Consider the following 20,097-nt stretch of genomic DNA (forward strand, 5'->3'; position numbering starts at 1 on the left):
AATTTTTTCTTGCATTTTTTATTAACTTTCATTCTAGTTAATTCGACCTTGCAATTTTACCTTTATAATTATACAACATTTTAATACTTTTTCATTGCAAAAAACTTAACTAGATTTCAGATTTTTTTAATTTAATCCAAAATCTAGTTATTATGTTAATAAAAATATTTAAAATCCGGTATGGTTAAAACCTCTTTATGCTTAGCTAAATAATACTCCTTTTCAAGTTCTTTTATTTTCTTATAATTTTCATTGACTATTTGTTTTACACTCTTATCTTTTTCCTTTTCTGCAAACTCTTTGGCACTTTCTAGATACTTCAATGCTTTTTCCATTTCAGCATTTATGCTAATATAATAGGCACCTAAATTATTAATATTTTTCACATCTGTTACATTTAATTCATAGGCTTTATTATAGTTTTTAAGTGCTTCTTCATAGTTCCTATTTGTTATATGCAATGTGCCTATAGTTCTATAATATTTATCTTTTTCATCTGATATATCGATACATTGATGTAATTTTTCTATTATATTATCATCAATATTTTTTAATTGCTTTTTATATTCTTCTTTTTCTTCATCGCTTGATGCATTAGTAATTTTATTTAAATAAGCTTGTCTATCATCCAGGTAAAGTTGTGATATTTTCTCCTTTACAGCTAAGTCCTTAGGTAGCATACATTCTGATAATTTATATAAATCTATAGCTTTTTCAAAATTATTAAAAGATTTATAGTACTGTCCTATTTTCATAATCAAACTATAGTTATATGGATCTAAAACCATAGCTCTTCTAAACTCTTCCTCGCCACCCTTTTCTAGTCCACTAGCCATCATTAGTTCATACTTTAATGCCCCATAGTTATCTACATAATCTAAATTAGCTTTTATAGATTCCTCATAGTACTCCATAGCCTTATTTTCATCCTCTTTTACATAAAACCAACTTAAAGCATTATATGCTCTATCAACATACTTTTCCTCTTCTATTGCCTTATTAAGAAGTTCTATTCCACTCTTGACCTTTTCTTCTTTTTTACTTTGTAATAGTATAGAAGCCTCTAAAAACCTAATATCAAAGTCCTCTAATTTTTCCTTTTTTATATTCTCAAGTAAGTTTTCACATATATCCTCATAATCTATTGATGTACTGTATGCCTTTAAAAGAAACACTTTATACCCTAATTCATTAGGATTACTTTGAGTTAACTTCTCAAGTTCTTCTACAGTTTTATCAAAATTATAAGTTGTATTCTGTGCTAAGGCATCATAAATCCTATAGTTATTCTTATCTTTCTTAAAAGCTTGTAATAAAAGCTCATAACTCTTTTCTTTATCCTTACCAGTAACTATATACATATTAAATAAGTCTACATGATCATTTGAATTAGTTACTACCTTTTCAAATTCCCCTAGCATTTCCTCTGCTTTCTCATAATCATTATTGCACATATAAACAAGAGGCATAACTCTAAGAAGTTCTTTATTTTTGGCCTTACTTAAAAGCTCTTCCCCCTTACTTTTAGCTTCCTGTACTTCTCCATTTAAAAGCTTACTCATGACTATTCTATCTTCACCTGAATAACTTTCATTTTTATTACTAAGCTTTTCAATATAGCTTTGGGCAGCATCCATTTTATTAGTCATATAATAAGTATCTATCAACTCTTTCATGATTTCTTCTTTATTTTTATATTTTTTAAGTATGGATTCATATACCCCTATTGCCTCCTCATACTTTTCATTAATATATAAAGATTCAGCAATATTCTTTTCCTCTTCATATTTTTTATTATTTACATATTTGTACGTAAAAATAGCTGCAATCAATACTGTTATTGAGATTAAAATATAAATTAAATGTTTTTTTTCTATTTTTTTCATTAATTTGCCCTCCTTTTATGTATAATAAATATATAATTACTTTTTTATATATAAATACAATAAACATACTAATTTATTTAATTAAAAATATGCTTTAATTAAGTTTATGCTTAATGTACTAATAAAATAAATCTTACTTGTAAATTTTACCACAAATTATTAGACAAATTCACAAAAAATGTTAAAATTATATTAAGGATGTTATTTTAATCATAATGAGGTGAATAATTTGAATAAGCAAGAATTTATAACCGAGAGAAAACGCCAACTTAAAATTGCAGTTTTACTTTTTTTATTTTTAGTAATTGTGTATTTATGCGTATTTTGTTTGAAAAATTAATCACTACAAAAGTAAAATTATAATGAAAAATACTTATATTTTGTTGTATTTTTTATTAAAGCCTAGTAAAATAACTCTAGTTATACTTATGTACTATAAAAAACTTATAAAAAAACTTATGTTAGAGGCGGTGACTAAAATTAATATTAAGTCATTTTTTAGTATACTATGTTCAAAATTAACAATTAAACTTTCAAAGTTAATGTCTAAAGGCGGTACTAATTTTCCTGGAACCGTAGCTTTAAAGCTAGACAAGAATGTTTTAAAAACACTTACTAAAAACTATAAAGTCATTTTAGTAACTGGAACTAATGGTAAAACTACTACCACTAGTATGATATATAATCTTTTAAAAGAATCAGGTTTAGATGTAATAACTAATGCTTCTGGAGCAAATATGATAACAGGAATAACAGCTTGTTTTGTATCAAATTACTCCTTTAAGAATAGTAAAAAACAACGTTATGCTGTAATAGAAGTAGATGAAGCAAATTTAAAGTTCTTTACTGAGCATTCTGTTCCTGAAATAATAACTATAACTAATCTATTTAGAGATCAGTTAGATCGATATGGAGAGGTTTATACAACTTTAAATAAAATCCTTGAAGGTGTTAAAAAGGTTCCAAATTCAACTTTAATTTTAAATGGTGATGAATCCTTATTAGGGAAATTAGATCTTCCTAACAAAACTTTATTTTATGGATTTGGCGCTACTGATGATATGAATTCATCTATAGATGTTAATGCCGATGCAAAGTTCTGTAAATTCTGTAACACTCCTTATAAGTATGAATTTGTAACTTATAATCATCTTGGTAAGTACTTCTGTACTGAATGTGGCTATAAAAGACCTAACTTAGACTTTGCAGTTACATCTATTAAAGAAAAAACAACTTCTGGTTCATATATAAGTATAAATGATACTGATTTATATGTAAGTCAGGCTGGTACATATAATATTTATAATGCCTTATGTGCATACTCAATTGCTAAAGAATTAAATATAAATGATGATATTATATTAAAATCATTTGAAAAACAACAAAGTAGTTTTGGAAGACAAGAAGCTATTGATATTGAGGGTAAAAAAGTAAAGGTTATACTTGTTAAAAACCCTGCTGGATATGATGAAGCTATAAATACTTTGATTTTAGATAAAAATAAAGTTGATTTAGCATTCTTACTTAATGACAAATATGCTGATGGTACTGATGTTTCTTGGATTTGGGACGTAAAATTCGAAAAATTACTGCAGTTAGATACTGATAGAATTTTAGTTTCTGGCGAAAGATTATTCGATATGGCTATTAGATTAAAAATTGCTGGATTCGAAGAAAACAAGTTTGCACTTTGTAATGACTTTGAAAAACTTTTAAGTGAAATTAAAAAGTGTAATTCTGATACAATATACATATTAGCTACTTATACAGCTATGACAGGTTTTAGACAATTTATTTCTTCTAAAGGATACGCAAATAAAATTTGGTAATATAATTACTTGAAAACAAGAAGGTGAAACTATGGAAATAAATATATGCCATATATATCCTGATCTTTTAAATGTTTATGGAGACTTCGGTAACATATTAATTTTAAAAGATAGAGCTGAAAAAAGAGGCATAAAGGTAAATTTAATAAATAACTCTATAAATGATGAATTCATAAAGGATGACTATGATATCGTTTTATTTGGTGGTGGACAGGATTTTGAGCAAAAGATAGTATCTAGTGACTTAACCCCTGAAAAAACAGCATCAATAAAGGAATACATAGAAGATGGAAAAGTCTTTTTAGCTATATGTGGAGGTTATCAACTTTTAGGAAATTACTATACTGCTCCAGATGGTGAAAAGATAGAAGGTCTTAAGATTCTTGATATCTATACTGAAGCTGGTGATAAAAGACTTATAGGTAATACTGTTATCTTTAATGAGGAATTTAATGAATCTTATGTAGGCTTTGAAAACCATTCAGGTAAAACTTATATAGGTGATTTAAAACCTTTAGGAAAAGTAAAATTTGGTTTTGGAAATAACGGTGAAGATGGTTTTGAGGGATGTATTTACAAGGGTACTTTTGCTACCTACTTCCATGGATGTCTACTATCTAAAAACCCTGAATTAGCTGATAGGATGCTAAAGATGGCTCTTGAATATAAGTATGGAGATGTAGTATTGGCTCCATTGGATGATTCTTTAGAAACTCAAGCTAAAGATTATATAATAAAAACTTATTCTAAAGAAGATAATTCAAGTTTATAGTGGTTTTATAACTTGAATTTTTATAGATATTCTTAAGCAAAACTTTTATCCATATTATAAGTTACTTACTTCTAGGAAACTTATAATATGGATTTATTGTTTTTAATATATAATACACTATAGCTACTAGTAAATCTTACTGATCAAAATAGAGAAAACTAAATTTATTAATCTTATATTTTAGCTTATAAAATTATTTTACTTTTTTAGTTTTATTTATTAAACGATGATTTTTCATATAAGCTTCATCCTCTGGAGTCATATCATTAATAGTTTTAAATTCATATCCATTATCCTTAAGATATTTTATCATTTCTGGTAGATAAGTTACTGTAGTTCCACAATAATAACTATCATGCATAAGTACTACAATAAAATCCTTGTCCTTAGCTTGCTTAATAAATTTATTTTTCAAGTTTTCTACTGGAACATTTTTACCTAAAGAATCATCAGTACTTACATTCCAATCTATATAGCTAACATCCTTGCTTCTTAAACCCTTAATAATATCTTGCATAACCCATTTATTACAACATGGAGTATATGAACCCGTAGGCATTCTCATATAATTAGGAAGTGGTCCTCTTACTATATGTTCAAGTACTTCCTTGCATTTTTCATAATCACTTATATAATTACTAGATGATTTATAAATGTAATTTGTCTTATGACTGTAAGAGTGCGGCAAAACTGTCATTCCGTTATCTACTAAATCTCTCACAATATGTGGTCTATTCTCTGCTTCTTGACCTATTAAAAAAAAGGTTGCTTTTACCCCTTCTTTATTAAGTACATCTATTATTTTTCTCGTATTATTAGGTGATGGCCCATCATCAAAGGTTAAATATACAACTTTTTTTCTATTAGCTTCTTCACTTGTACTTGATTCAGCATTCTCCTCACCATATATTTTAGGTACTAATACAGTAAGCGTCATAAAAAATAACATAGCCCATACTATAAAAGCTTTTTTTTGTAAAAACCTCTTCATTTGTAATTCTCCCTTCTTTTGTGTAACTTAAAAGTTTCTTATAAAATAAAATCTTAATTATCTTAAACTAATAATTAAGTTTAATCTAAAAATATAATATGAACTTTCATATTAATAACTTACTAAAAGTAAGTTTATCAACATACTTATCTTTTGCATTTTCCTAAAAAATAAACCTTGTATTAAAGAATAAAAAAATAGAACTCATAAAATATTTGAGTTCTATTTTTTCGCTTACTTTTTTTGTTGTTTTAATGTTGATTTAAGTTTGAATAACAAAAGGAGATCTTTACTATATCTAATTATAAATCATTATATTTTTGCTAACTTTACTTTCTCTTATCTTTATAAGCTTTATTTCAGCTCTATTTTAATAGCAAATTCCACCTTAGATTTTGATTGTAAATATTCTAATTTTTTATGTTTTTTAGCAATTAAAATACTATCATAGTAACCGTTACATGGCTCTAAAGCACAATTATAATCTCCTCTAAAGCCACCCTCAGTAACCCAAAAGCCTATATAAGGTAAAACCTCTTTATTATATTTCAATTTATATGTTACATCTTTATGTGGATAATATATTCCACATAAACCCTCATTAACCTTAAGCTTTGTATAAAATTTTTCTGTATGCTTAGCATTCTCTTCTAGTACTTTACTTAAATCATATTCTTCTCCACTTAGAGTTTTAGTTATAGGATAATTATGTATGCTTTCAACTTCACCTAATTTAGTACTATTTTGTACATTTACAACTTGCTCTACATTACTTGGCATAATAAGTTGCATATCCTTATGACAATTAACTAAATAATGAGCTGCCCATATGTATGGAAATTGCTCATGTCCTAAGTTTTCTATATGATAACTCACTTCAATTTCATGTTCCTTTAACTCTATAGCTTTAACATATTTATATGGTAATATTTCACTTAAATATGTTAGTATAACCCTATTATCCTCTATGGATTCTTCAAAGGAAGCTGTCCATATTTCTCCATGATCAGGATAAACTATTGTTTTATCCTCATATTTTACTTCACATTGATCTATAGTTGGAAAAGCATCGTCAAAGCCAGCTGCATCGAATTTTTCAAAAGAATCATATAGTTTTGGAACTTTATATGTAGTTTCTTTGTTCTGAAATAACAATTCAAAATCCTTATTTTTTTCATAAATAGATGCTATTTTTCCTCCAACTTTAGGTAAAATAACCACCCTTAAAAAATCGTTTTCTAGTACAATTGCATTTTGCCCCTTAAAATATTCTCTATATATTCTCATATTTCCCCCATGTAATAGTAATTTATATATTTAATTTATTATAACATGACCATATTGAATTGTTATAGAAAACTTTTTCTAAAATTCTAAATTTACATTTAATTTCTATATATACTTTGAAATATTAAAGCTACCTCATGGTAATTTATTGCATATTAATTTTTTTCATCTTCTAAAATATAAATGAAGTCTATTTAATGCACTATACATACTTTGTAATTAATAAATAAAAAAGCTGTAGCATTAAGAAAGTCATATTCACCATAGAGTACTTATAAATTAGTTATAAGTACTCTATGATTTGATATTTATTCTTAATGCAACAACCCTTAATTTTATATTACTTCTGTTATAATTTCTCCATCTTTCACATTAATTTTTACTTTATCGCCATCTTGTATCTTACCTGCAATTATTTCTTTTGCAAGTATAGTTTCTAAAGTATTACTAATGTATCTCTTTAATGGTCTAGCTCCATATATAGGATCATATCCCTCATCCGCTAGAACCTTTTTACACTCTGAAGTTATTTCTAGTCTTATATTTCTTTCTTCAAGTCTTTTTTCAATTCCTTTTAAGAAAATATCTATTATAGTTGAGATTTCATCTTTGCTAAGTGGTTTAAATAAAATTATATCATCTAATCTATTTAAAAACTCTGGCTTAAATCTTAACTTAAGTTCATTCATAACTCTTTCTCTTACTTCTGAACTTATTTCAGTTCCATGTACATTTTCTAGTAAATATCTACTTCCTATATTAGATGTCATTATTATAATTGTATTTTTAAAATCAACTACTTTACCCTTGTTATCAGTAAGTCTTCCATCATCTAAGATTTGTAGAAAAATATTAAATACATCTTCATGTGCTTTTTCTATTTCATCAAATAAAACAACACTGTATGGATTTCTTCTTACGGCTTCAGTCAATTGTCCACCCTCTTCATATCCTACATATCCTGGAGGAGGACCTATTAACCTACTTACTGCAAATTTCTCCATATACTCTGACATATCTATTCTTATTATATTTTCTTCATCATCAAATAAATTATTTGCTAAAGTCTTTGCTAGTTGAGTCTTACCAACTCCTGTTGGTCCTAAGAATATGAAAGATCCAATTGGTTTATTAGTATCTTTTAAACCTGCTCTAGCACGTAAAACTGAATTTGCTACTGCTTCAACTGCTTCACTTTGACCTATAACTCTTTCCTCTAATTCCTCTGAAAGTTTTAATAATTTTTCTCTTTCACCTTCAACAAGTTTATTAACAGGAATTCCAGTCCATTTTGAAACAATTTCAGATATTTCATTTTCTGTAACCTCTTGCTTTAATAAGGTATTACCATTAAATTCTTGAACCTCTTCTTCCTTTTGTTTTAATTCAGATTCAAGATTTGGGATAACTCCATACTTAAGTTCTGCTACCTTATTAAGGTCATATTCTCTCTCAGCCTTTTCTATCTCACCTTTTACATCATCAATCTTAGATTTTATGTCTCTTATATTTTGAATTTCAGCTTTCTCTTTTTCATATTTAGCAGTGAATTCCATATCCTTTTCTTTTAAATTACTTAACTCTTTCTCTAAGTCTTGTAATCTTAATTTAGATTTTTCATCACCCTCTTTAGATAAAGCCTCTTTTTCTATTTCTAACTGAAAGATCCTTCTTCTAATCATATCCATCTCTGTAGGTAAACTATCTATTTCTGTTCTTATCATAGCACAAGCTTCATCAATTAAATCAATAGCCTTATCTGGTAAAAATCTATCATTTATATATCTAGATGATAATTTAGCTGCTGCTACCAAGGAATTATCATGTATTCTTATACCATGATGTATTTCAAAACGTTCCTTTAATCCTCTTAAAATTGATATTGCTTCTTCCACTGAAGGCTCATCTACCTGAACTTGCTGGAATCTTCTTTCAAGAGCTTTATCTTTTTCTATATATTTTCTATATTCATCAAAGGTTGTAGCTCCTATACAATGCAACTCTCCTCTTGCTAGCATTGGCTTAATTAAGTTACCTGCATCCATAGCACCATCTGTTTTTCCTGCTCCAACTATAGTATGAATCTCATCTATGAATAGAATAATTTTTCCTTCACTAGCTTCTACTTCTTTTAAAACAGCCTTTAATCTTTCCTCAAATTCTCCTCTATATTTAGCCCCAGCTATAAGTGCCCCCATGTCTAAAGAAAATATTGTTTTTTCCTTAAGTCCATCTGGAACATCTCCGTTAACTATTCTTTGAGCTAAACCTTCTACAATTGCTGTTTTACCAACCCCTGGTTCTCCTATAAGAACAGGATTATTCTTAGTTCTTCTAGATAATATTCTAACTACTCTTCTTACTTCTTCATCTCTTCCTATTACAGGATCCATTTTATGTTTTTTAGCATCAGCTGTTAAATTTCTTCCATACTTCGCTAAAGCTTCATAAGTTCCTTCTGGATCTTGAGTATCAACTCTTTGATTTCCTCTCACCTCTAATAAAGCCTGTAAAAATGTATTCTTATCAATATTATTAGCTTTAAATAAATTCTCTAAGCCAAACTTCTTAGCATTTTCTATCATAACTAACATCAAATGCTCGACACTTATGTATGAGTCCTTAAATTTTTTAGCTTCATCTTCAGCCTTGATAAAGACTTCTTCAAATCTTCTGCTAGGATATATACCGGAGCTTTGAGCACCTTCCCCTAAGACCTTTGGAATCTTATCTAGTTCTTGTTTTGTAGAGTTTTTTAATGCCTTTAAGTTAACTCCCATTTTTGCAAGTATACTAGGAACTAAGCTATCCTCCTCTTCAATAAGAGCAGCAAAAAGGTGTATAACATCTAATTGTTGATTATTGTTTCTTACTGCTATACTATGCGCATCGTTAATAGATTGTTGAGTTTTAATCGTTAATTTTTCAATATCCATACACATTACACCTCACTTAATTAATTCAAAAGGACATATATTTAATATATAAATATATGCCCTAATTATACTCTTTCAATAAGATTTTGAAAAGCTATTGAATATTATTATGTTTTTCCAATTATTAGATAAACGTTAAAGCTTACTTTCAATTGAAATAGCTAAGCCAAAGTATTTCAATGCTTCTCTAACATTGTTAATTTTATTGTACATCTTGCCTAATTCAAGATATCTATTATATATATCTTCTTTATCTCCAAATTTCACTATAGAATCTAATGAAAGATTCATATACATTTCAGCAAAATATTCTTTAGATGTACTCATACATATTAAAGACTTATAATAGTATGCTCTTTCGATAAATCTTATATCATCTAGTGATATAGCATCATTTAATGCTATATCACATATAGGTTCAGCCTTCTCTAGAAAATTATTATCTAAAAGAATTTTTACTGCATCCAAATGTAAGGATACAAAATTATATTTTTCTTCCTTTGGACATATACTAATAGCTTCTTCTAAATATAAAAATGCTCTATCCTTTAAATCAACTTGAAAGAAAGTTTCGGCATAAGACATTTTTAACTTCGCCACGGTATAACTTTCCAGTGAAAAACTGTCATAAGATTTCTCTTCATAGTTACTAAATTGGTTAATATCATTTCTTATACTTAAATTTGCTAGTAATTGATATACTTTAGATTTTAAATTAATATCTTTTATATCATTTACTAAGTCTTTTAGCTTTATACCAATTTTATACGCTTCTGCATATTGATTTAGCATAAGATGACAATTGGATTGACTATATAAAACTTCGCTATATAACGATTTCTCTTCAATACTAAGTTCTTTTTTCAACCGTAATATCTCTATTACTTTGTCATAATAATTCATACATTGAGGTATTTCATTATTGCTATATAAATATAAAGCTATGTCCATATAATAAATTATTTGATTTTTTTCTGTGTAAGATTTTTCATATAAATCGTAATAAGTACATTGAATATCTTGAAGTCCGTATACATTCTTATTTTTAAAATAATATTGGAATAATATATGCATAGCTTCAAAGGCTCTTTCATAATTGTTATATTTTTCTGAATAATCCATTATGATTTTTAAATCTTCTTCATAATGAGAAAAAACTTTTTGATTCTTCAATCTATTAAGATTTTCCTCTAATTGCTCATCTACATCTTTTTTTAAATACTCTAAATCTAAATCTAATTTTTTACTAACAAATTCTAAAATCCATAAATCAGGTTTTATTTTATTATTTTCTATACAACTCATCTTAGAAACTGAAATTTTATCTTCACATAAATCTTTTAAAGTCAGTCCCTTATAGACTCTTGCTCTTTTAATTTTTTCCCCAGTTGAAAGTATCTCCATTTTTTATCATCACCCATTATTTATAATATAAAACTATATTCCTTAATTCCTACACCCAATAATTAATTCCTTAACCGAATACTTAAATAATATCTAATTCCTTGAATAATGCTACGCTTTCACCTAAATATTTAGTAGCATCAACTATATTTGCTTTACCCATATAAAAATTACCTAATATAACAGAAATCTCTGCTGCATCTTTTAATAAATTCATATTTTTGGCTATATTTAAAGCCATAATTAAAGTGTTTTCTGCTTCCATATCTGATTCTTCTTGTAAATCTACCCTATATTTTAATAAGTAGTATTTAATAATTATTTTCGGATCTTTATCATTGGCAAATTCTCTTATTTCACTTAATAGCTCTTTAGATTTTTCTATGTTTTTTAATTTTATGTGATTTTCACATATAGATATTAAAGTATCTATAACAGAGTCATCACTTTGTTGAATTTTCATTTCTTTTGCTTTTCCTAAGTGTTTAAAAGATTCATCCATAAGGTTAAAATCTGAGAATAATTTTCCTAGGTCATTTTCAATATCAGAAGTTAATTTGTTATCCTCAATTTCCTTATATACACTTAAACTCTTATCAGAATACTTAATAGCTTTTTCTAGATCCCCATTTTCACTGCAAGTTTCTGCTAGTTTCAATAAGGTTCTTCCATATTCCCTCTTATCATATAAAAGTTTAAATTGTTTTTCTGCTAAATAGCAATATCTTTTAGCTTTTTCTAAATTTTCTAACTTGAAATAATTAAAAGCAATAAAATAGTAAATTTCACCTATTAGATAATCATCACCTATTTCATTATCTTTATATAATTTCTCAGCTTGTTGAAAGTATGTACTTGAAGAATGATATGCTTTTAATTTTAATGTTATTATCCCTAAATTCAACAGTGTTTTAATAACCTGTCTATAGGCATTGTTTTTCATAAAAATAACATTAGATTCTAAAAAGCTTTGTTGTGCTAAAGAATATTCTCTTTTGTATAGATAAATTTTACCTCTAATATAATGTGCTTCAGCCTCAACTAATGAAAGTGAATATTTTTCTGAATATAATAAAGCTTTTTCTAAATATGCCTCACTTTTTTCTACCTCATCATTTAATAAATGTGCTTTAGCCATATTTTCAAAATAAAGGCATATTTTTTGAGCTTGGCTCTCTTCAGATTCCATTAAATACTCTACAGTGGTATTCAAACTTTCAGCTAAATATTCTAACAAATCCATACTTGGATTAGACTTCCCTGACTCCACCAAACTTATTTGTCCTGGTGTTATTCTATCCCCTGCTAGATCCTTCAAAGTCATATTTAATTCTTTTCTTTTTCTTTTAATCTTCTCTCCTAAAGACAATATCTCCATGTTAACGCATCCTTTACGTAAAAGTATTAAATTTTAATATAATTAAATCTACTATACAAATTCCCGATATGATTAAATGTAATATACAAATTATTAACATTATTATATCATAAAATGGTGTAATACTGCAAAAACAACTATTAAATTTTAAAATATTCTTTATTATTAAAAAAACCCCGAGGTATTTCGGAGTTTTTTTAATATTTTTAATCAGTTTAAAATTAAAATGTTACATAATATCCCACTAGAAATAAAAAATTATTTCATCATAGACATCATGTTTCCCCCCATATCGTACATTCTGTTTTTAGCCATATTAACTTTTTTTCTTACTTTTCTTTTTGTTTTCTTATCCATATAAGGCATAACAGCCATTTCTGCAGCTGCACCCACCATAAGACCTAATGCCATGCCACCTATAAATTTACCATTCATTTTCGACACATCCTTTCTAATAGTTTTTAAAGCATTACTTAATTTATACTTTTACACTATTAGGTTGTGTACTTTTTCTTTAAATAAACGTGTAAATATATACTTAACTTTACATATTTAAGTTAAGCTTAGTAAAAGCTATGTTATTTTATTAATTTAAGTATGATACTGTTTTTTTCATTCTCCTCTAGTCCTTCTACATACTTCTTAGCTTTATTCATATCCATAGATTTAATTTTATTAATTATTTCTTCTATTTTTAATTCATTTTTATCCTTTTCCTCTGATTTTTCACTTTTTATTCCTTTGTTTATAGAACCTTTTTCTTTTATAACTTCTATATTGTCCTCCATACCTTGAGCAGTTTTTAAAAGCTTTTCCTTTACTTCTTCTGTTAAGACCTTTACCTTATTACTTTTTAGGTAATTTAAAACAACCTTATTATTTTCTACACCTATTGGTAATTTAGCCTGTTCATCAGCTACTTCATTGAAGAAATCTCCTGTGTGACTATCCACCTTTACAAAGGTTACTTCTATACCATAAGTGTTAATTAACTTATTGAATTCATTGTAATATATCTCTGAAGATTCATCAGTTCTCTTCCAGTATCCAGTTGCATGATGACAGATACCTTCATAATCATGGAATATTACTATTTTGCTTTGTTTGTAATATGCTGCATATTTAACAGCTCTTATTGCTGCCTTTAACTCTCCTGCTATTTGTCTTATTTGCTTTTGAGAGTCATCCTCAGCAGCACCATTTTCGATATAGGTTATTACGCTGTTTTTTACTACAACTAATCCATATCCATATCTTTCTGTTGCTATATTGTAGCTTCCATCTACATAGGCATGTAATTGATCCATTGGATATTCATCTTCGCCCTTTTTTAAAAGCTTCTTAGTTTCTTTAAGAAAATTTTTAGCTTCTTCTAAACTTTCAAAGCTCTTATATTTAGCACCCTTAACTCCTTTTACATAGTTAAGACACTCGCTCCACGTATCAACTATTATATCCTCTACTTTTATATTCTTTTTAGAATCAAAGCCTTCTTTTATAGCATAAACCTTTTTAGCCATTACTTACCTCTTTTCAATTCCTTTTTATAAGTTTTCACTTCTTTTCTTGACTTTTTTTTAAACTTAAATAAGGATTTAACTACTTGCATTACCTTTCTAGTATTATCTAACCCTATTACTACAGTTAAATACTTTACTCCCTCAGTAATTATTTGTATCAAATCTTCCTTACCCTGCCAATGTTCAACTATTATCTCTTTAGGAATATCTGTTACTATCTTTTCTAAAACAAAAAATATAATAGTAACATCATCTATTTTACCTATAAATGGAATGAAATCCGGAATAATATCTATGGGAATTGATATGTACGCTAAAGCCGCTCCTATGGAATATTTAGTTTTTATAGGAACTCTCTTATCTTTAAATAATCTTCCCATAAGTACTATTAAATCTGGTATTAAAAGAGCATATTCCATTATTTTTTTATACTTATTAGGTACACTCTTTTCTATATTATCTCTAATATCATTATAACTATTTTTACTTGTGATATTTATCGTTTTTTTTTCATTTTTATACCCCTCAATAGTTTCACAAGTTTCAACGTTCTCTATTTCACTTAAAACTTCTTCTGTTTCATTCTCTACTTTAGTATCTTCATAACTTTCTATTTTAGACTTGCTTATTTCACCTATTTTTTCTAAGTTATTTACTATATCGTAATTTTCCTTAAGCTCTTCAACTGTTACTTCTTTTTTCTTATTATTGATTAATATATCTCTTGTTTCACAAATTAGTTTACCTTTTCCTGTTCTCAATGATATAATTTCAAAATCTACCATAGGTATTAATTTATTAATTACCTTCAAATCAATTCTGATTTCTTTGTTTTTATATCCAATTCCTAAATATTTAAATTCATTTATAAGCTTCTTTTCAACCAAACTTACTATACTGCTAAATATCCCAAGCTTAAAAAACTTAACCTTCTCTATTTTAAGTATAACTATATTATTTATAACATCAATAATACCTAATTGAATTTTAAACTCAAGATTTATTTTCCAACTATAAGTTCCCTGTATAATTATTGAATCTTCTATATTAGCACTACTTATCTTTAGATTTTCTACTTTCGCATATTCATTTACAACTTCATCTAATATACTTAGTAAATCTTCCTGTGTAAGTTCTACATTAACACTAGATACCTTCACTAAAATACCTCCCCCTGTAGAATATTAACTTTTCTTATATTTAAAATTAAATAAAATTATCATTTTCTATATTATTACCCTTAGTATACTATATATAAAAGGCTATTTAAATAAATTTTTGTATAATTCAAGCATTAAATCGAAAATATTTCCATTAGACAAGGTTTATTTTTAATGTATAATATAAATTATCAATGAACGAATCATTTAAATCAATAATTTTCGATTTTTTTCAACTTATTTTACATATATTATTTTCTTTATGTCATCTTTATCTAGTTTTTCTAGGAAAGGAGCACTAAATGAAAGATCTCAAAAAAAACATATTAATTTTACCTATTGTCACTGCAATTTTCTCTATAATCGCCAGTGCATTCTTTAATAACTCTTCTATTGTTACTAAAAACCTAGGCTACAATGATTTTTTAAATAAAGTTAATAAAGGTACTGTTGAAAAAATATATTCTATAAATTCTCCTCAACTTAAAATAAAGCTTAAGGATGGAAGTTTATATTCAACTGAAAACCCTAGAAGTGAGAACTTCAAAGAATCTATGCTTAGTAAAAATGTTGAAGTCTCTGAATCAATATATTTTTCACCAATAGAAGTTATACCTCCAATTATTTTTGTTATTTCTATAGTTACAATAATTCTTTTATCCTTTAAAAGAACATCAAAGGTTTCATCTGGCAATATAAAATCAGCTACAATAGATGCTCAAGATATGCAAAACATAGATTTTAACTTTACTAAGGTTGCTGGTAATGAAGAAGCTAAAGAAAGTTTAAATGATATAGTAGATTTTCTTAAAAACCCACAAAAGTATGCATCTTACGGTGCCAGAATGCCAAAGGGAATAATTCTTTATGGATCACCTGGTACTGGTAAAACACTTTTAGCTAAAGCCGTTGCTGGAGAAGCTGGTGTTCCCTTTTATGCCGTATCTGGTTCTGACTTTGTACAGGTTTATGTAGGGGTAGGAGCAGGTAGAATACGTAATCTATTTAAAAAAGCTAAAAGTCATGGAAAAGCTGTAATCTTTATAGATGAAATTGATGCCATAGGTAAAAAAAGAAGTTCCTCTACTAATGGGGGCTCTGAAGAAAAAGATCAAACCTTAAATGCTTTATTAACGGAAATGTCAGGTTTTAAAGAAAGTGATGGCATAATAGTAATTGCTGCCACAAATAGATTAGACATATTAGACCCTGCTCTATTACGTCCAGGTAGATTTGATAGACACATCGAAGTGTCTTTACCAGATTTAAATGCTAGAAAAAAAATATTAGATTTACATTTTAAAAATAAACCAAAATCTAATATTGATATAGAAACATGGGCTAAGAAAACCGCTTATTTCTCAGGCGCTAAACTTGAGAACTTTGTAAATGAAGCAGCTATTTTGGCATGTAAAGAAAATAGCCACTCAATTTTAGATTTACATCTAGATAAAGCCTTTTCAATGGTTTTAGCTGGATATGAAAAGCAAGATACTTCAAACATAAAAAAAGATGATAAAATTATAACTGCTTACCACGAAGCTGGACATGCTCTTATCTCTCACTTAGTACTACCTAATGAGAAGATATCTAAAATCACTATTATTCCAACTTCAAAGGGAGCAGGCGGATACACTCTTACAATACCAGAAGATAATCAACATCAAAATAAATCTTATTTAATAAATAGAATAAAAGTATTACTTGGTGGTAGAGCAGCTGAAGAATTAATTTTTGGAAGTGACAATATAACTACTGGGGCATTTAATGACTTACAAAGAAGTACGGAATTAATAAGTAATATGATAACTCAATATGGTATGGGTAATAGTTTAGGATTACTTAACATGAATGAGTTATCAAAGTTTGGAATAACAACACAAAACGATGCCTTCAAAGAGTGTAAAAATACTATTGATTCAATTTACAAAGAAGTTTTAACTATGCTACAAGAAAACAAAGAAGTTTTACAGATACTTACCAATGAATTAATAGAGAAAGAAACACTCTATGAAAATACTATAGAAAATCTTTTATAAATTATTTTTTTATAAATTGACTTGATTTTATATCTTATAGTGTTATAATGAATTTGTAAAATTTAATATATTTTGTGGTTTTAAAGTTTTCTTTAAATTAAAAGGGAAGCTGGTGTGAGTCCAGCACGAACCCGTCACTGTAACAAGGAGTATATACTAGTTACACCACTGTTAATTATGTTAATGGGAAGGTTAGTATATATGTTGATTTGAAGTCAGGAGACCTGCCATGAAGTATAGACTAAAAAATCCCACGGGAAAATTGGGAGGTGTCTAACATGAAAAGGCATTGGAGTAGTTTATTAAAAGAAACTATCCTTGCTAAATCTTTTTATTGTTATATCAGACATCCTCTATAGGGTGTCTTTTTTATTTACTAATAACTTAATTTCAGCTTAATATATTCCTCATTCTGTATTATTAGCCCCTAATAATCTAAAACATTGAATATATTAAAGCCCTACTACTCTCTATGATTTCTCCCTAATTAATCATAGAGAGTAGTCAAAACAAAACTTATTATAACAAGCAAAAGATTTCAAGGAGAACATCATGTGTAACAAATTATCTGTGGGAAATATTAAATTTTCCCGAAACACTATAAGTAAAAAGACAGTTCAAATTATTTGTATTTTATTAGGAAGTTTAATTTATGCCTTAAGCGTAAACATTTTTATAGTGCCAAATAAGTTTCTTAGCGGTGGAGTTGCTGGTATATCACTATTGCTTCAATATGTAACTAATATACCTTCTGGTTACTTTACTTTGCTTATAAACATTCCTATTTTCTTGTTTGGTATAAAAGCTATAAATAAAGAATTTGGAGCTTTAAGCTTTTTAGGTATGATATCAATGTCAATCTTTTTAGTACTAACAGAGAGTGTTAATAAATTTTTAGTAGTTGATGACTTATTAATCTCTTGCATATGTGGTGGGGTTTTGTGTGGATTAGGAATGGCAATAATTTTCCTTAACAAAGCATCTGAAGGTGGCACTGATATAATAGCTATAGTTCTTAAGAAAAAATATGGTTTGAAACTTTCTTCTATGACCTTTATATTAAATGCCATAATAGTTTTTATAGGGTTATTTTTAAGCAATTTAACTATAACAGTTTATACTTTAATTTCCTTATTTATAAGAGCTTATATTTTAGATAAGGTCATTGCCATTAGTAATGAAAAAAAGCTAATTATTGCTATAAGTGATAATTCTGATGAAATAAAAAATTCTATTTTAACTTCCTTAGGACGTGGAGTAACTTGTCTACATGGCGAAGGTGCCTTCACTGGACAACAAAAGAAAGTAATATATTCCATAATGAATCCTAAGCAAGTTGAACAAGCTAAAAGTGCTATATTATCAATTGATCCAAAATCCGTCATCACAGTTATGGATGTAACTGAGGCTCACGGAAAAGGTTTTAAACAATTATCCTTTTAATTAAATATATATAGAGGCTGGCAATGAAGCCACCTCTCTCATGATTGCTTTTGAAAAAGCACCATATCAATGAAGATATGGTGCTTTTTTATAATAACTTTGATTTATCATTCATACTAAATACAAGAGCTACAATAGCTCCCCCTATAAGTCCACCTATATGAGCCATTTGATCTATATTCGCTATACTCATTCCCATAACTAAGTTAAGACCTATTACTATAACTATATTCTTTATGAACTCTTTTCCCACTCTATTTTTATTTTTTAGAGCATAGACAAGTATAGCACCTAAAAGCCCAAAGATTGCTCCTGATGCTCCTATACCAATACCTCTTAAAAATAAAGAACTTACTATAGATGCTAAAATTCCTGAAATAAAATATATTGATATATATTTCTTCTTTCCAAAGACCTCAGCAACTAATGGTCCTAAAGCATATAAGGCATACATATTAAATATTAAGTGAATAAGTCCTCCATGTAAAAACATTGAAGTTACAAATCTATATATATCTATAATTCCCATGTACTTAATATTTAAGTTAGCTCCTAACTTAAATAAAGCCATATTATCTATCTCTATGATGTTTCCGCCTAATCTTACTGATACTATTGTAGATACTAGATATACTAAGATATTTATAAGAATAAGTATTTTAGTAACCTTATCGAACCTATTCTCTTCATTTTCTTTTATTTTATTTAGATATCTAGCTATTCTAGCACTACTATCACTTAAATAATTTGGCACGTTTCCTAAGTAATTTACATTGTACTCTTCTTCATTAACTAAAACTCCAGTTATACCTAAGTCATAAGCTTTTTTGCTAATTAATTCTTTATTTTTATTGTTTAAAAATATAACAGCATTTATCTCAACTGTACCCTCTGTATTTCCTAATACTATGTTTCTATAATATCTATAAAACTCTAAATTGCTTTCATCTAAAAATATTACAAATCTCTGACCATCTTCTTCTGACTTCGCTGCCCATGAAGATTTATATTCAGCAGCTCCCTCCAGTTCTATTAATGCATAATTAAAATTATTTATCATAGTAGATATAAATTTATCTGCATATTTCTTTTTCATGAATCTTTCCTTTCCTATAGATTGAGTTTTAATTTATCTATAATAGCTTGATTTAAATTCTAAAAACATTCTACCATAAAATTTCTATATGTTCCTATAAAATCATAAAGTTTTTACATTTTATCTACTATATCAATAAAAGTTTACATTAAAATAATAAGACTTCCATAATTAAAATTTTCATAGCACCATATTTTCTAAATGCATAATAAAATTATATAAATGAAAAATACTCCTACCATAACTTCATAAGCTTATATAATTTGAAGCTTTCACAATAAACTTTTATAAATCTACTTACTCTAAAACATAAAAGATTATAAAAACTCCTATAATATAGATATTCCCTCTATATT

The 20,097-nt window shown here is 27.2% G+C and carries 14 protein-coding genes and 1 riboswitch; of the genes, 4 read left to right on the forward strand and 10 right to left on the reverse strand.

Annotation, left to right across the window (positions count from 1 at the left end; genetic code table 11):
* Positions 1-155 precede the first annotated feature (155 nt).
* Positions 156-1,886, reverse strand: a complete 1,731-nt coding sequence (locus tag BUA48_RS06795; RefSeq protein WP_072831307.1) for a tetratricopeptide repeat protein — start codon at positions 1,884-1,886, stop codon at positions 156-158.
* Between the two features lie 470 nt (positions 1,887-2,356).
* Between BUA48_RS06795 and BUA48_RS06800 the strand changes: the two genes are divergently transcribed.
* Together BUA48_RS06800 and BUA48_RS06805 are read left to right on the forward strand one after the other, a co-directional pair.
* Positions 2,357-3,715, forward strand: coding sequence for a Mur ligase family protein (locus tag BUA48_RS06800; protein ID WP_072831570.1), 1,359 nt, complete (start codon positions 2,357-2,359; stop codon positions 3,713-3,715).
* 31 nt (positions 3,716-3,746) lie between these two features.
* Positions 3,747-4,487 carry a type 1 glutamine amidotransferase gene (locus BUA48_RS06805; RefSeq protein ID WP_072831308.1) on the forward strand — a complete coding sequence of 247 codons (741 nt, stop codon included), beginning with the start codon at positions 3,747-3,749 and terminating at the stop codon, positions 4,485-4,487.
* Between the two features lie 193 nt (positions 4,488-4,680).
* Here the strand turns inward: BUA48_RS06805 and BUA48_RS06810 are convergent, their stop codons facing one another.
* The 8 genes from BUA48_RS06810 to BUA48_RS06840 form a co-directional block, all read right to left on the reverse strand.
* Positions 4,681-5,478: a polysaccharide deacetylase family protein gene (locus tag BUA48_RS06810; RefSeq protein ID WP_072831309.1), complete on the reverse strand. Its 798-nt coding sequence runs from the start codon at positions 5,476-5,478 to the stop codon at positions 4,681-4,683.
* A 354-nt stretch (positions 5,479-5,832) separates the two neighbouring features.
* Positions 5,833-6,765 (reverse strand): DUF5107 domain-containing protein, encoded by a 933-nt coding sequence (locus BUA48_RS06815; protein ID WP_072831310.1) that lies wholly within the window; start codon positions 6,763-6,765, stop codon positions 5,833-5,835.
* Positions 6,766-7,100: 335 nt separating this feature from the next.
* Complete coding sequence (gene clpB / locus BUA48_RS06820; protein WP_072831311.1) at positions 7,101-9,701, reverse strand: ATP-dependent chaperone ClpB; 2,601 nt, start codon at positions 9,699-9,701, stop codon at positions 7,101-7,103.
* Between the two features lie 135 nt (positions 9,702-9,836).
* Positions 9,837-11,105 carry a helix-turn-helix domain-containing protein gene (locus BUA48_RS06825; protein ID WP_072831312.1) on the reverse strand — a complete coding sequence of 423 codons (1,269 nt, stop codon included), beginning with the start codon at positions 11,103-11,105 and terminating at the stop codon, positions 9,837-9,839.
* Positions 11,106-11,187: 82 nt separating this feature from the next.
* On the reverse strand, positions 11,188-12,483 hold the full coding sequence (locus BUA48_RS06830; protein ID WP_072831313.1) for a helix-turn-helix domain-containing protein: 1,296 nt from the start codon (positions 12,481-12,483) through the stop codon (positions 11,188-11,190).
* A 258-nt stretch (positions 12,484-12,741) separates the two neighbouring features.
* The gene (locus BUA48_RS15360) at positions 12,742-12,918 is read right to left on the reverse strand and encodes a YtxH domain-containing protein (protein WP_143147679.1); all 177 of its coding nucleotides are present in this window, start codon (positions 12,916-12,918) and stop codon (positions 12,742-12,744) included.
* A 143-nt stretch (positions 12,919-13,061) separates the two neighbouring features.
* Entirely contained in the window at positions 13,062-14,003 is a 942-nt protein-coding gene (locus tag BUA48_RS06835) for a ribonuclease H1 domain-containing protein (RefSeq protein ID WP_072831314.1), read from the reverse strand.
* Positions 14,003-15,163: a YkvA family protein gene (locus tag BUA48_RS06840; protein ID WP_072831315.1), complete on the reverse strand. Its 1,161-nt coding sequence runs from the start codon at positions 15,161-15,163 to the stop codon at positions 14,003-14,005. Before BUA48_RS06840 ends, BUA48_RS06835 begins: the two co-directional genes overlap by 1 nt.
* Positions 15,164-15,465: 302 nt before the next feature.
* On the opposite strand from BUA48_RS06840, the gene BUA48_RS06845 reads away from it, so the two are divergent.
* Together BUA48_RS06845 and BUA48_RS06850 are read left to right on the forward strand one after the other, a co-directional pair.
* Complete coding sequence (locus BUA48_RS06845) at positions 15,466-17,202, forward strand: ATP-dependent metallopeptidase FtsH/Yme1/Tma family protein (protein ID WP_072831316.1); 1,737 nt, start codon at positions 15,466-15,468, stop codon at positions 17,200-17,202.
* Between the two features lie 58 nt (positions 17,203-17,260).
* A riboswitch (cobalamin riboswitch) is annotated at positions 17,261-17,448 on the forward strand.
* Between the two features lie 306 nt (positions 17,449-17,754).
* Entirely contained in the window at positions 17,755-18,645 is an 891-nt protein-coding gene (locus tag BUA48_RS06850) for a YitT family protein (protein WP_072831317.1), read from the forward strand.
* An 88-nt stretch (positions 18,646-18,733) separates the two neighbouring features.
* On the opposite strand, the gene BUA48_RS06855 is transcribed toward BUA48_RS06850, so the two are convergent.
* Positions 18,734-19,741 (reverse strand): rhomboid family intramembrane serine protease, encoded by a 1,008-nt coding sequence (locus BUA48_RS06855; RefSeq protein ID WP_072831318.1) that lies wholly within the window; start codon positions 19,739-19,741, stop codon positions 18,734-18,736.
* Between the last annotated feature and the right edge of the window lie 356 nt (positions 19,742-20,097).

Origin of the sequence: Clostridium collagenovorans DSM 3089 (assembly GCF_900130005.1) — a bacterium.
GTDB classification, from domain to species: Bacteria; Bacillota; Clostridia; order Clostridiales; family Clostridiaceae; genus Clostridium_D; species Clostridium_D collagenovorans.